Genomic DNA, 14,063 nt, shown 5'->3' on the forward strand with positions numbered 1-14,063 from the left:
TCGACAGACCGATTCTACCTTTTTACAACAAAGGTACGAAACTGTCTTTAGCAATCATAGTTTTACCTTGATTATTTTGGAGTTTATGCGACTTCGTCGCAATCTTCTGCAAACTTAGAGGTCATTATGTCGTTTTGGGGTAAGAAACGCCATACCTAATTGTAGGTATTTTGACAGAAAAAGGCTCCTGACTTCATAATATTTCTTAAGGCGGTGAACATTTTGTTTGTTGTTCTGAACTAAATCCGTAATTTTGGATTGAATTCATAATTTCAACATTTTTATTTATATTAAGCAACCATAATTATGGAGAATAACAAAAAGAAGTATTGGGGGAAGACTATCACCTCGTTTGTCTTTGTATTGTTCACGATGCCTCTCGGCCATGCCATGATGAGAATCATGGAAGACACGATGTCTCACAGCGCCGTGAACACCAGTGCTGTCATCATGGGATTTGTAGGTCTGGCGATGGCGGTGATCGGAGTGTTCGTGAAGGGCGACACCAAGCGCACCATCTGGGGACTCTTCGGCGCACTGCTGTTCTGGACAGGCTGGGTGGAATTCATGTTCGGATATTTCGCCGCACGCTTCGGAGTGCATTACGACCTTGTAGGGTCTGGAGTTGTGCAGACCACAACGGAATACGTGAACGGCATCGGAGTGAACCATCAGATGCTAATCAATGGTGTTGACGTGAACAGCATTCCGCCTGCCGAACTGAAGGCTATGCGCGGTTCGCGTCCCGAATATCTGATTCTGCCGGCATCGTTCGGCTTCTTCGTGATGTTCATGGTGCTCTATGTGTTCAGTTCGAAGACGGGATGCCATTTCATGAACTGGCTGCAGAAAGTGTTCTTCCGCGAGAAGCGCAACGAGGTGGTGCCAAGCAATATGAGCCACCACGCTTCCATCACCACCTTCCTGGAGTTCAACCTCATCAACTGGGCGTGCTACCTGTATCTTATGTTCGTTTACGACCCTGAATTCTTTGGCGACAGCCATCCTGTCACCATCGCCAGCGCCGTGGGATGCGTCATCGGAGCGGTATTCATGTTCCGCCACCAGCTGAAACTGCGTGCCTGGGGCCCAAACATCAGAATGTCTATAGCCACGGTGATCGTGTTCTGGACTGCTGTGGAGGTGTTTGCCCGTAACGGCATGTTCACTGAGATATGGGTTGAACCGCTACACTATGTGCCTCAGATGATCAGCATCCTGGTGGTGTTTATCCTTCTTGGAGTGGGAATCGCATATAAGTCAAGGACCAAGAAAGCGAGACAATAATCCCCAAAAGGCAAATGCTATTCACTCACCCTCTTTCTGACGATAGTTCACCGGCGACATCCCCACCTGCTTCTTGAAGAATGTGCCAAACGAAGAGGCGTTAGGGAAGTTCAGTTCGTCTGCGATTTCCTTGATGCTCTTGTCGGTGGTGGTTATCAGCGATATCGCCTTCTTTGTTATCGCCTTGAAAACGAGCTGCTGCACGGTGCATCCCGACACCGACTTGACAAGCGTAGTGAGATATTTTGGCGACAGACACAGACGGTCGGCATAGAATCTGACGCCACGCTCACTGACATAATGCTGGTCTATCAGATGCATGAGCTGGATATACATATCGAGCCGCCGGCTCGGAGCATTGTCGCCATCCTTGGAGATTTCTCTGAATATGCCGCAAAGCCTGTATGTCAGCGAGAGCAGGAGCAGCCGGCGCTCGTTGGCAGCAAAAACATTGTCGTCGCTGTTGCCCACTGCCAGCAACTCTGAATATTTTGTCAGTTCGTCCTCATGCCCCGTATGCATCACCCAGCACGCTCTCGGATTGAGGATACTCATGTATCTCATCCCTACCACGGTGCTGCCGAGGATATTGCGGATGGAGTCCACCCGATAGAGGATGATGACAACGGAGCAGTCTGTGCTGTGGCTGGTGACTGAGAAGCACACACCATGTGACAGGAACGCCGTCTCGCCCTTATTCACCACATAGTCCACGTCTTCACAACAAAACGAGAATTTGCCGGAAGCACACACTATGATGCCCACGTCGGCAACATGGAAGTTGTGGAAGAACGCTTCGGGAAAAGACGTTATATTACCACAAGAGCAGCAGATGTCCTCATTATTTGCCATCTGCTGCTCAAGAAGCGTTATATTGTTTTTACTGTTTTTCATAAGCCCTGGCCGTATGTTTGCGGCGAAGGTAACAAAAAAAACAGGAACTGCAAAAGAATCGTCTACTTGTCTGCTCGTCAACTAGTCAACTAGTACCCAACATACCACTCTCTCGTGTCCTTGGATATATCTCTCTTGGGCCACGGCACGACAAGCATCAGACCGGCAAGGATCATACAAGCATATATCGTCCAGCCGGACATCTCCTTTATCGCCGACAGGGTGGCCTGCACCTGCACCTTGCCCTTGGCAGACATGGCTGCCATGTGTTGCGCCTCCGTCTCGCTCTTGCCCTGATATTGCATTCCGCGGGCGGTCATGTCATAGGTAGATGCCGTCTCCAAGTTCGTGCGATCGTAGTCGTGGGCATAGCGCGTCACATAGTATTGCTGGCGATACTGGAATACTGTCTGATACAACGCCGAACCGATGCCCGGCGCTATCACCATACGCACCGTGAGCATTATGCATACCCATGTGGACAACAGCTTATACGGCATGCGCTGGTTGGCATACACGGCGATGAGCGAATAGAGCAGCATCATTCCCGTGGCACGTATGATGACGGGCCATTTCATGCGCTCCAGCATTCCGGCGGTCTGCACCTCGAAATACATAAAAAGTGACGCGGTGGCAATAAGCATGAAGCCCATGGCGAAAAACCATTTGAAATGCACGCCCTTGTTGTTGAGAATCAGGATGATCACCATTCCGATGAAATATCCCAGCAGCACCCAGTTGCCGAGAGCGGCAATCTGTATCTGGTCTGCCTTCATGCCCACGCCGACAAAGATATTGACGAGCATCGAACTGGAGTTGCATATCATCAGACCGATAAAAAGCAGGATGCCGCCCTGGATGCTGCGCGACTTGAATGCCTTGAGCATGAAATATGGCGAGCGGCGCGTCTTCTCAAGATAGAAGAACAACAGCGACGACAACACGCAGATAACTGTTGCCCAACGGATTCTGGGACTGTCATACCAGTCGTACACCTTGCCATACACCGTCACGTATACAAACGAACAGCACATCAGACAGAACACCACTACGTTGCCGAACTTGGAGAACGACAGCGGCGAACGCTTCGTGGGGTATGGATTGTATGGCATGCACAGCAGGGTGATGAGCAGTGCCACGAGTATCGCTCCCAACATGGCATAGTATACCATCTGCCACTGGTAGTTGTATGCAAACCACGCCGTTATCCATGTGCCTATCTGTCCCAGGAGCATGAAGAAGAAATATATGATTGGCTGACTCGCCTTCTTCTCCGTGTCGAGGGCGTCCCATCCAGCCTCATCCGTGGGCTCGTTGCCTGGCGTCACGTTGCGTGTCGCCTCTATGCCGAAACCATATTTGATAAGCGTAAAGAGGTTGCACATGAGCAGCGTCTGCCTCACGAAGCCCATCACAAGGCTGTTGAGGGCGAGGATAAACAGACTGTCGGTATTGGCGCAAATATAGCTCTGCACCGCCAGCAAGGAGAACCCCACAAGGCTCATCATCTTCTGTCGGCGCACGCTGACCAGCAGATAGAAGAACGGCGAGAATGCCGCCATGCCAATCGACGTGACGAAACTGATGAAGGCGATGTGTTCCGACTGGATGCCGAGCCCTCCCACCATCTCGCTGCTATTCACGGTGTAGGCACCGCTTACCGTCATGATAGGTATGAAAAGTATGACGAGGAAGGCGATGCCGAGGGGCTTCGGCACCCAGTTATAGAACGGAAAATTCTTCGGCAGATGTTCCGGCACTGCCGTATATATCTCTGCCTGTGTCATTTCTTGAGCTGTGCCTTAACAACGACCATCATTCCGGCTGCCAACTTGCTGTTGTCTGCCTTTGATATTCCTTCAAACTCTATCCTCACCGGCACGCGCTGCTGTATCTTCACGAAGTTTCCGGCTGAATTGTCGGTAGGCACGAGGGAGTATTTCGATCCCGTAGCTCCGGATATTGCCGTGATTCTGCCCTGGAATTCCTTTCCTTCAAAGGCATCTACCGTCATCACCACCTTCTGGCCCACATACAGATTCTCCACCTGTGTCTCCTTGTAGTTGGCAATCACCCACTTTTGGGTGTCGGGCATGATATATGTGATAGTCTGTCCGGCATTCACCGCCTGTCCCTCTTCCAGCGCTCTTCTGCCGAGCTTGCCGTCGCATGGAGCGGTCACCACACAATATGAGAGGTTCAGCTTTGCCATCTCCAGAGCTGCCTGTGCCCGTTCGATGGCGGCAGCGGTGTTCTTCTTGCGTGTCTGCACTTCGTTGACTCCCGAATATGCCGCCTTCTGCTGACGGCGCACGGCATCGAGCTTCTTCTTCGTGGCGTTGTATTCGGTCTCTATCTGTTCGAGCTGTATCGGTGTGGCGGCGTTGCGTGCCACGAGGTTCTGATAGCGCTGACGGTCTTTCTCGAGTTTTGCGAGGCGCACCTCAATCTCTGCTATAGATGCCTCATATACCGTTGCCGAAGTCTGGGTGGTCTGCACCGAGGCGTCAATCACGTTGGCTCCAGCCATGGCGTCTTTGAGTGCCGCCTCTGCCTCCATCACGCGGATGCGGTATTCGCGGTCGTCGAGAACGAGCAGCGTGTCGCCCTTCTTCACATTCTGATGCTCCTTGAAGTATATCTTCTTGATATATCCCGAAGCCCGCATGTTTACCGGCGAGATATACTGCTCCACCTGTGCGTCATCGCTCTTCTCGTTGCTCTTGTAGTCCATGAACATGCAGCCTATCTTCACTATTCCCCATACGAGGATTGCCACGCCTATCATACTGACGATCAGTTGGCGTATGCGCTGGCGTTTGAGCTGCTTGGCGGTAACTTCATGGGTTGACTGCTGCTGGTTGTTGTCACTTGGGGTGTTTGTTGTGTTGTTTGTGGGGGTATTGGTATTGTTTGTTTCCATTTTTCGGTGGGGTTATTAGTAATTAATTAATGTAGGGCGAATGGGGCATCATAGTCACAACCGCCATTCCTGTTGTCATTTCATCAGTCTGTCCAACTGACCGGTGAGTTTTAGTATCGTCAGATTTGACACCTGGTAGTTGAAGTGGGCAGTGAGATAATTGTTCTGTGCGTCGCTCATGCTCATCTCGTCTTGCAGCACCTCCGTCATCGAGGCTATGCCCTCGCGGTATCTGTCGCTCGTCACCTTATATATATCTTCGGCAAGCAGATAGTTGTCGCGCTGCTTGGCGAAGTTGCGCTGGTTGTTAGCCAGATCGTTCACGGCGTTGGCATATTGCGTCTGCATACCCTTCAGGGCGTTCTCGTAGGCAATTTTCGCATTGTCGATGTCCACTTGTGCTTTTCTTATCTTCGAGCGCTTTTCAAATCCGTCGAACACGGGTATGCGCAGCGACACGCCGATGCCGTTCGACTTATACCAATGGTTCGACTCGCCGGAGTGGAACCAGTTTTTCATCTTGTCTGTAAACGCCGTGTATGTCCAGTTGCCGGTCAGGGCGAGGGTTGGCAGATAGCCATCCTTGGCGAGTTTCTTCTGCTGTTCTGCCAGCGTCTGCTGCTTGCGCAGGAGTTGCAGCTCGTAGAGGTTCTCGTTGAGTCCGGTGAGTGCCGCCATGTCTATCTGCTCCACATTGGCTTTCTCCACCACGATGTCCTGTTCGGCGGGATAGTCGATTACATATTTCAGCATGTTATATTGCTGTATGAGCATCGCCTTGGCATTGTCGTACTGCACGCTGAGGTTCTCCAGATTCACGTTCACGCGCTTCACGTCCACGCTCAGCGCCATGTCATTGTCATGGAACGCTTGCGTGATGTCGCGCAGTTCCTCCAGTCGTTTGATGTTGTCTTTGATTATCCCTATCTGTTCTTCGGTGTTCTGTGCCAGATAGTACATCTTGCTTATCTGCACTATCAGGTCTTCTTTTGCCTTGGAATACGACAGGGTGTTGAGTTGGTCGAGGGTCTTCGATATTTCCAGTGCGGTGAGCGCTGTCTGACTGTATAGCGGCATCTGCAGCTGTATACTCGCCGACGAATTATATTGCAGCGTCTTCGTCACGTTATACGGTTTGCCGTATGCCCTACCGTCGGTCACCGATACGGGAGGAGTGAAATTGTCGTTCAGTCCGGCGCCGATATTTATCTGCGGCAGCAGCCGGGAGCGGTTTTCACTCACATTGTGCTTTCCTTTCAGCACATTGCCCTCATACGTTTTCAGATTCAGGTTTCTCTCGATGCCCATCTGCAGGCATCTGCCCAGCGACATCGTTTCTTGCGCCATTGCATAACCGGCAAGAAATGTCAGGGAAATTGTGAACAATATTTTTTTCATACCTATATTTATATTTCGGCTGCAAAATTACTGATTTATCGCCGTATAGGTATATTCATATAATATCACAAGCTGTTCACATTTTCCCTTTGTCGTTTTCTATAGGAGCCAAAATTTATGGTTTTCGATACAAACATTCCGTTTCGTTTATCCAAATCTTATGGATCTATCTACTTTTGCAGAAGCCATTTCCAGACAGGCACCACCTCTATCGTATGGCCATCTGCCTCTATTTGTGTCTGGTAGTCGCGGGTAATGATGTAGCCTTGGTAGCCGGGAAAGGCTTTCAGAAATTTGACGAGAGCTCCCACTTCTCGCTCATAGGTTGCCTCGTCATTCAGGTTATATGACACCTGGATTGCCAACCGGGCAGATGGAACGCAGAAATCAATCTCTATATTTTTGTTGAAATAATAGAGGAGAGTTTCTTCCGTAGTGTTTCTGAATCTTCTGTTCAGTTCTATCGCCACCATATTCTCCAATAGCTTTGTTTCCCCCTGAAACAGGAACAGGTTGAGTATTCCATTATCGGCAACGTATCTTTTTTGAAGCGTTGCCTGTTCTGTCATAGGTGAAACCAGATTCGGAATCGGGAAGAAGAGATACGCATCTTGCATATATTCCAGATAATCCTTCAGAACCGACAAACTGATGGTGTCTCCTGTAGATTTCACCATGTGTTGCAATCTGGTTAGGGAAGAAGGCTGCATCACGCTATCGGCAAGTTTTTTAGCCAAAAAGCGGAATACCCTTGAATTGCGGATGCTGTTTCTCTCCACGATGTCGCCAATCAGTATCTTCTGATACAGGGCATTGAGGTATTCCCGTTTGTCTGGTTGCTCAAACGATTCTGCTATTCCTCCTTCGTAAAAGTAGGAATCAAAATAGTTGGATACAATTGATTTTACCTGCTGGTTATATTCCCAGTTTTCACATGGTTCCATTTGGTGATAGGTCAGGTATTCTGCAAACGAAAAAGGAAAAATTTCCTTCGGAATGTATCTTCCTCCAAGTGTAGAGTACATTTCCTTGCCCAGCATCTTGGCGTTGCTGCCTGTAATCATCACGCGATATTGGGAATCTGCCAGGCGACGGGCAAATTTCTCCCAGCCTTCCACATTCTGGATCTCGTCAAGATAGACGAGGGGCTGTTTGCCGGGATATAGTTCCATGTAGGAATCCAGAATGATGCCCAGTTCTTCTGCCTTGAGGGATGACAAGCGCTCATCCTCAAAGTTGATGTAGAGAATATCTTGGGCCGACTGTTCGCCTTTGTTGAGTCTGGTCTGAATATCCTGATACAGCAAGTAGGACTTACCTGCTCGCCTGAGACCTACGAGGATATAATTCGACTTATCGCCGAAAAGGAAATCCCGGTGAACCAGTTTGTAGTTTGGGATGGCTACTTGCTTCTCAATGATGATATTCTTGATGATTTGCTTGTCCATATGGAAATATTTTAAAGTATACTTTACAAAAATACAGAAATATCATCAACTATACTTTGAAATAATTCTAAAAACAGGATTATTTAAGGAATATTAATGGTCTATATGGCGTTTTACCTTACCACTATTTATCTGAATAAACACATGATGATTAACTACTATTAAAAAAAAGTCAGAGGTTTTTGAATACCAAATCATAAAAAAGTCAGAGGTTTTGGGGGCGTATTTTATAAAAAAGTCAGAGGTTTTCTGGAGTGTCTCCTTATAATATTAGGATAGCAATTTATGATTTTTCTTGATAAGCACCTGCTAAATATCTGTCTGTCTTACCGGTCATTAGGGCTTGCCTGGATTTTGATTTTTAGAAGAGTGGATTTTGTTTGGCTTTTAATGAGTAATAGCGAGCTATTGCGAATTAAAAACAAGCAAAATACGCCTTATAAAATTCAAAAGACTGCAAGCAGTTATGAAATACCCAATAAAACGTCCTAATGACCGTTTTGGGTTTAATCAAAAGCATTATCTTTGCACCACAAAAAAATGACAATGATGAGGAAAACAAAGGATTGACACCTTTCCACATTCATCCACATAAGGAATGGCATCGCTATATCGGCACGCCACTTCTGGAACTCTAAACCTCTGTTATGGACAAGCTGACTAAGGAACAACGCCACCGCTGCATGGCAGCGATACGGGGAAAAGACACCAAACCGGAAATCACGGTCAGAAAATTCCTGTTCAGCCGTGGCTTCCGCTATCGGCTGAACCATCCGCGTCTGCCCGGTCATCCGGATATCGTAATGCGCAAATACCGCACGTGCATCTTCGTCAACGGATGCTTCTGGCATGGACACGAGGGGTGCAGATACTACGTGCTGCCAAAGACGAACACTGAGTTCTGGAAAGCGAAGATTGAACGCAACAAAGCCCGCGACATTGAGGAGCAACACCAACTTGCCGCTATGGGATGGCACTGCATCACCGTATGGGAATGCCAGCTGAAGCCGGCCGTAAGGGAACAGACCTTAGAGTCGCTGGCGCACACTCTGAACAGCATATTCCTGAACGACCGCAGCATCAAACGATACACCCTGCCGGAAGAGGAAACGATGATGGCCGCGGAACCGGACAACAAGCTATAACGACTTCATTATCCATTTTCGCCCTACTCGGGCACCCTTACCACATCCACCACATGGCTGCCGGCCCCTATCAGGTCGGACCGCTCTGATATCACCTTCTGGTATTCTATAAACCGGGCAAAGGTCTCGTCGCTCATGCGGTTGAGCCGTGTGCGCATATAGTCGGAGGCTCCGTCGGGCGAGAAGATGGTAACCCGATCCAGTCCGGCACTCTCGTCCAGACGGTTGATGTCGTCGATGCGCACATAGTCGTAGAGTTCGTCAGCCTGCGCCTGGATGTGGAAATCCTTGTCCACAGCACCCCTCTCCAGCAGCCCCACGATGCGGTCCTCGTCGAAACAATACGACAGGATACTGTATTCGTTCATCAGATACGCCACGAAAATCAGTCCGCCAGGCTTCGTCACACGCTTCGCCTCGTTCAGCGCCTTCAGCTTCTCTTCATCTCCTATCAGATGATACAGCGGACCGAGCAGCAGCGTCACGTCTGCCGTTGCCGTAGGGATAAACGGCATGTCTCTCGCATCGCCCTGCACCACATCGGCTGTCGGCTCACGCTTCAGAAACACCTCTATGTTGCGGCGTACCAGCTCCACCGCCTTCACCCTATAGCCCTCTGCCATGAGTGCCGAAGTGTAGCGGCCCGTCCCGGCGCCGATGTCAAGAAGAAAGTAGTCGGACTTCAGAAACCGGCGCAGATGGTGCATAGTGGTTTCAAACTCTACGATACCGTGCCTACGCTGCAGGCGCAGGTCTTCAGGATGCTTGTTGTAATGCTTCTCTATATTGGATAGTGCCATATATGATTTCTTGAAAACTCCCAACAAAGATAATCATAACTCTCAACTTTCCAACGTTAATTTCTCGTTTTTTTATTCTACCCAAGCATTTATCGGTCAAGCAAAGGATTACCAATCTCAGGTTAACCTTTGCTTTACCGATATTATATTGAGCACCTCATACAACATATATGCCACACTAAAAACTTGTTCTCGTTGTGTGAATATTGGCGGTATTCAAAAGAATGAGACAAGAGCTAAAAGCTCAATATCAAAAAAGATAGAAAGGAACACTATTCACCTTGCTCGAGTCGGCATCCAACTTATAGCAATAGCTTTCACTCCGTTTTTATGCTCTCCACCGGATTCTCCGTGGCTACGCGCCACGACTGTGCTACTACCGTAAGAACAACTACAGCCGATACGCCCACGAAGCTCAGCGGAAAGAGCCACCAATAAATCGGTGTGTGCTCGGCGAAGCTCTGCAGCCATTGGCGGCTCAGCCAATAGCCGAGCGGTGCGGCAATGACGAACGATACGACGAGAGGCACGCTATAGCGCACGGCAAACAACCGCACCACCGCCCCCACCGAGGAACCCATCACCTTGCGGATGCCTATCTCCTTGCGACGATATTCGGTTTCGAACATCGTGAGCGAGAACACTCCTATGATGGTTATTATGATGCAGATGATGGCGAAGAGCTTAACCTGGGAGATGAAGCGGAACTCATCCACGTAGGTCCGCTGCAGCGCATCGTCGAAGAACTTCATCTTATAGTCGCCGAATGAGGCATCCAGACGGTTGAGCACCTTTTCTATGCCTCGCTTTGCCTCTATCTTGTCATGTCCCTCTGCCACACGCACGAAGAGATTATAGCAGCGGTCGCCCATGCTATTCATTGCCAAAGGGTCCAACACGAGGAAAGCGACGGAGAGGATGCTGTTATCGTTGCGTACCGACTTCATCCTGAAGTTGTTGCACACTCCAACGATGAGGTAGTTATGGTCGCCCCATTCGCTCCGGCTGCCTATCGAGTCGCCCACGTGCAGCCATTTGTATTTGTCCATCATCGTGCGGTTCAGTATATACGCCCCTGTCTGGCTGTCCGACTCCTTGAAGTCGCGTCCCTCCTCAATCTTCAGTCCCATCGTGTGCAGATATCCGGGGTCGCACAGCATCACCTGCATGTTCATCGACTTGTCGCCGTTGCCGCGAAACCACCCCATATATTGGTCGCCGACGCCTATTGCATCCTGTGCATACCCCACCCTCTCCACGTATGGCAGTTTCTGCAGTTCAGCCCGTATGGCAGTTTTCTTCTGACAAGCCTCCGCTGTGAGTCCGGTGAAGAGTACCTCGTTCTTGGCGAAGCCGTAGTCGCTGTTGAAGATGTAGTTCGACTGGCTCGCCATCACACCGATATATATCGCCAGGACGAAAGCCACGCAGAACTGCACTCCCATTATCGCCATGCGCAGTTTCCTGCCGCGCGGTGATAGTCCGAAGGAGCCTTTCAGCACCATTGCCGGTGTGAACGACGTGCTGTACCATGCCGGCACGACAGCCGACAGGGCACCCACAGCCAGCGCTGCCACTGCCATTACAGTAGCCAGCATTGCATTTGCCCCGAAACTGATGTCTCCCGACACGAGATTCATGCAGGTCTCGCTGCGCTGGAAACCCATTACGATGAGGAAGGCTATGAGGAGACCGATAAAGGCGAAGCCCACATTCTCCATTATCATCTGCAGACGCAGACTGCTCTGCGAGGCTCCCATCACGCGGCGTGTGTTTATGCTGCGTATGCGCATCGGCACTTCGGAGAGCGTGAAGTTCAACAGATTCAGCAGAGCTATGAACAGGATGAATACCGATGCCACGGTGAGCACATTCACCAGGTTGCGGTTGCCCTTGTCGCCTAAGCCTACGCCGGAGAAATATATATCATCTACCGGGGTGAGCCGGAAGCTCTGACCATATTCCTTCTCGAATTTCTTCTCGTCGGTATACCCCGTCTGCCTCATCACTTCCTTCTTGAACGCACGCTCCACAGCCGCCTTGTTAGCCGGATCGTCAAGGCGTACGAATATGTTGAAGCTCCACTCCGATGCGTCGCCGGCATCCTTCGGGTTCTCACACATATAGAGTCCGTTGCCAATGGAGCAGTTGTCGGGCATGTCTTCGCTCAATCGAGTAGGAGGAAAACGAAGTAGTTTTCTTCCTACTTTCGTTTTCCGACCTCTCACACCACCGTACGTGCCGTTCGGCATACGGCGGTTCCTATTTTGGGTTCCATTCGAGATACGAATCCGTAAGACACAAGTAGCCCGCCTTCTTTAGATTCAGTGTGGATATTGCCGTGTTAACATAGTAGTTCTTTGCCATGCGCCAGTGGCTTTGGCGGGCATTGCCTATAGACCATGCCTTATCATGGCTGATTCCACACTTGATGAGGTTTGCCACCTTTGTCTTTGTTTTCTTCCAAGCCTTCCATATACACATGCGTATTCTACGTCTTAACCATTCATCGGTCTCTTGGCAAAGACGTTTCATATTGGCAAGGTGATAGTATCCTACCCACCCTTGTATGTACTCTTTTAGCTTCTGCTTTCTCTTGTCGTATCCCCATCCGTTGCTCCGACTTGTCAGTTCTTTTAGCCTTGACTTCATCTTTGCCTTTGATTTCGGGTGTACGGTGAGTTGGCATCTACCCTTGTTTACATAAAAGGAGTAGCCAAGATATTTCACACCTCGTATGTATGAGACTACGGTCTTTTCCTTGTTCACCTTTAGGAATAGCTTCCCTTCTATGAATTTGGTTATTGACTCTCGTACACGTTCTGCGGCACGCTTGGTCTTGCAGAATATCATCGAATCGTCGGCATAGCGCACAAAGGGGTGCCCTCTGCGTGCGAGTTCCTTGTCCAACTCGTTCAGCATGATGTTGCTGAGAAGTGGGCTCAGCGGTCCTCCTTGGGGAGGGCCTTCCTCGCTTGCATGCCACAGGCCTTTGTCTATGACTCCGCTCCGGAGATATTTGTGTATAAGGCTGACTACTCTGCCGTCCTTGATGGTGCGGCTGAGTATCTCTATGAGTTTGCTGTGACTCACTGTGTCGAAGAAGCGTTCAAGGTCGAGGTCAACTACGTACTTGTAGCCTTCATCGACTATCTTCTGCACTTCTCGCAATGCGTCAAGGCAGCCTCTCCTCGGGCGGAAGCCGAAGCTTCGTTTGGAGAATTGGGGCTCATAGATTATTGTCAGTACTTGGTTGATGGATTGTTGCACCATGCGGTCAACCACGGTGGGTATGCCCAACAGGCGCATCTTGCCGTTGTCCTTGGGTATCTCTACCCTTCGGACGGGATTCGGACGGTAGGTACCGTCAAGCAAGGAGCGTATCAGTTCATCCTTATTAGCCTTGAGCCATGGGAGCAACTGCTCGCATGACATCTTGTCGATACCGCCACAGCCCTTGTTCCTCACTACTGCCTTGTAGGCTTGGTTGAGGTTGTCGGGGCAAAGGATTACTTCCAATAGGTGTTCCTTGTCGAATGGTACTTCCACGATGTTGTCTTCACACATCCACATAAAGGTCTGCACTCCCCCATACCATTCGGTTTCCGACCTATCTCTTTGGGGGCAGCCATTAACTTGGGATAATGTTTTCTGCATTCTTTCCTTCATGAGGTATGTTTCAATTACTATCGCTTAATTATTAGGTTCGGCCCTTCGTGCAACGTTATCGACTATTGCACTACTATGGCGTATGCTGACTTCTCACGGCAAGCTTTACTCCGCCTCTTTCGTAAAAAAACTATTTGAAGCGTCCGTGAGACCTCCTCGGATAAGGGCATTGTCTTTCCATCTTATGCCTACTTCATTTACACCGACCGTTCCGAATAGCTATTGGACTTTGATTTGTTAGGCAATCTTATCCACGGTCACATGCCTTATATGAAGTTTCTGTCCGTTAGGTCAGATATTTGTCGCCGGCTTCCTTCAGATTCCAACTCACGATGGACACCCTTGCCTTTGACTATGCAATTCCCGCTATTAGGGGTCAGCGGAAAAGTACTGGGGGTGTTTTTTATTTCATAGTATTTTGTATCTTTGCATTATGAACATGCTTGAACAATTAGCCCGTCTAGTTCTTCCCAAAGAAATACTAGACAATTTCGATATC

At 49.4% G+C, this 14,063-nt stretch carries 10 protein-coding genes; 2 read left to right on the forward strand and 8 right to left on the reverse strand.

All coding sequences use genetic code 11. The features are described from left to right. The first annotated feature begins 306 nt into the window (after window positions 1-306). Complete coding sequence (locus ST42_RS04750) at window positions 307-1,287, forward strand: hypothetical protein (RefSeq protein ID WP_022317226.1); 981 nt, start codon at window positions 307-309, stop codon at window positions 1,285-1,287. Window positions 1,288-1,308: 21 nt separating this feature from the next. Here the strand turns inward: ST42_RS04750 and ST42_RS04755 are convergent, their stop codons facing one another. From ST42_RS04755 to ST42_RS04775, 5 genes are all read right to left on the reverse strand, one after another. Next, window positions 1,309-2,181, reverse strand: a complete 873-nt coding sequence (locus tag ST42_RS04755; protein WP_042517759.1) for a helix-turn-helix domain-containing protein — start codon at window positions 2,179-2,181, stop codon at window positions 1,309-1,311. Between the two features lie 89 nt (window positions 2,182-2,270). Beyond that, window positions 2,271-3,968, reverse strand: a complete 1,698-nt coding sequence (locus tag ST42_RS04760; protein WP_156139295.1) for an efflux MFS transporter permease — start codon at window positions 3,966-3,968, stop codon at window positions 2,271-2,273. Next, entirely contained in the window at window positions 3,965-5,104 is a 1,140-nt protein-coding gene (locus ST42_RS04765) for an HlyD family secretion protein (protein ID WP_022317229.1), read from the reverse strand. Before ST42_RS04765 ends, ST42_RS04760 begins: the two co-directional genes overlap by 4 nt. A 75-nt stretch (window positions 5,105-5,179) precedes the next feature. Next, complete coding sequence (locus ST42_RS04770; protein WP_044072580.1) at window positions 5,180-6,502, reverse strand: TolC family protein; 1,323 nt, start codon at window positions 6,500-6,502, stop codon at window positions 5,180-5,182. Window positions 6,503-6,672: 170 nt separating this feature from the next. Further along, window positions 6,673-7,950, reverse strand: a complete 1,278-nt coding sequence (locus ST42_RS04775) for an ATP-binding protein (RefSeq protein WP_044072582.1) — start codon at window positions 7,948-7,950, stop codon at window positions 6,673-6,675. Between the two features lie 647 nt (window positions 7,951-8,597). On the opposite strand from ST42_RS04775, the gene ST42_RS04785 reads away from it, so the two are divergent. Further along, complete coding sequence (locus ST42_RS04785) at window positions 8,598-9,095, forward strand: very short patch repair endonuclease (RefSeq protein ID WP_042517751.1); 498 nt, start codon at window positions 8,598-8,600, stop codon at window positions 9,093-9,095. A 23-nt stretch (window positions 9,096-9,118) separates the two neighbouring features. On the opposite strand, the gene ST42_RS04790 is transcribed toward ST42_RS04785, so the two are convergent. The 3 genes from ST42_RS04790 to ltrA all read right to left on the reverse strand — a co-directional run bounded on the left by ST42_RS04790 (window position 9,119) and on the right by ltrA (window position 13,564). Continuing rightward, window positions 9,119-9,895, reverse strand: coding sequence for a class I SAM-dependent methyltransferase (locus ST42_RS04790; protein WP_042517797.1), 777 nt, complete (start codon window positions 9,893-9,895; stop codon window positions 9,119-9,121). A gap of 317 nt (window positions 9,896-10,212) precedes the next feature. Then, on the reverse strand, window positions 10,213-12,147 hold the full coding sequence (locus ST42_RS14475; RefSeq protein WP_082028579.1) for an ABC transporter permease: 1,935 nt from the start codon (window positions 12,145-12,147) through the stop codon (window positions 10,213-10,215). A gap of 10 nt (window positions 12,148-12,157) precedes the next feature. Beyond that, complete coding sequence (ltrA, locus tag ST42_RS04800; RefSeq protein ID WP_044072589.1) at window positions 12,158-13,564, reverse strand: group II intron reverse transcriptase/maturase; 1,407 nt, start codon at window positions 13,562-13,564, stop codon at window positions 12,158-12,160. Between the last annotated feature and the right edge of the window lie 499 nt (window positions 13,565-14,063).

The organism is Prevotella pectinovora (genome assembly GCF_000834015.1).
Taxonomy (GTDB): domain Bacteria; phylum Bacteroidota; class Bacteroidia; order Bacteroidales; family Bacteroidaceae; genus Prevotella; species Prevotella pectinovora.

Coding starts and splice junctions, on each gene's coding strand:
- ST42_RS04750 (WP_022317226.1), top strand. CDS start 307: ATGGAGAATAACAAAAAGAAGTATTGGGGGAAGACTATCACCTCGTTT.
- ST42_RS04755 (WP_042517759.1), bottom strand. CDS start 2,181: ATGAAAAACAGTAAAAACAATATAACGCTTCTTGAGCAGCAGATGGCA.
- ST42_RS04760 (WP_156139295.1), bottom strand. CDS start 3,968: ATGACACAGGCAGAGATATATACGGCAGTGCCGGAACATCTGCCGAAG.
- ST42_RS04765 (WP_022317229.1), bottom strand. CDS start 5,104: ATGGAAACAAACAATACCAATACCCCCACAAACAACACAACAAACACC.
- ST42_RS04770 (WP_044072580.1), bottom strand. CDS start 6,502: ATGAAAAAAATATTGTTCACAATTTCCCTGACATTTCTTGCCGGTTAT.
- ST42_RS04775 (WP_044072582.1), bottom strand. CDS start 7,950: ATGGACAAGCAAATCATCAAGAATATCATCATTGAGAAGCAAGTAGCC.
- ST42_RS04785 (WP_042517751.1), top strand. CDS start 8,598: ATGGACAAGCTGACTAAGGAACAACGCCACCGCTGCATGGCAGCGATA.
- ST42_RS04790 (WP_042517797.1), bottom strand. CDS start 9,895: ATGGCACTATCCAATATAGAGAAGCATTACAACAAGCATCCTGAAGAC.
- ST42_RS14475 (WP_082028579.1), bottom strand. CDS start 12,147: ATGCCGAACGGCACGTACGGTGGTGTGAGAGGTCGGAAAACGAAAGTA.
- ltrA (WP_044072589.1), bottom strand. CDS start 13,564: ATGAAGGAAAGAATGCAGAAAACATTATCCCAAGTTAATGGCTGCCCC.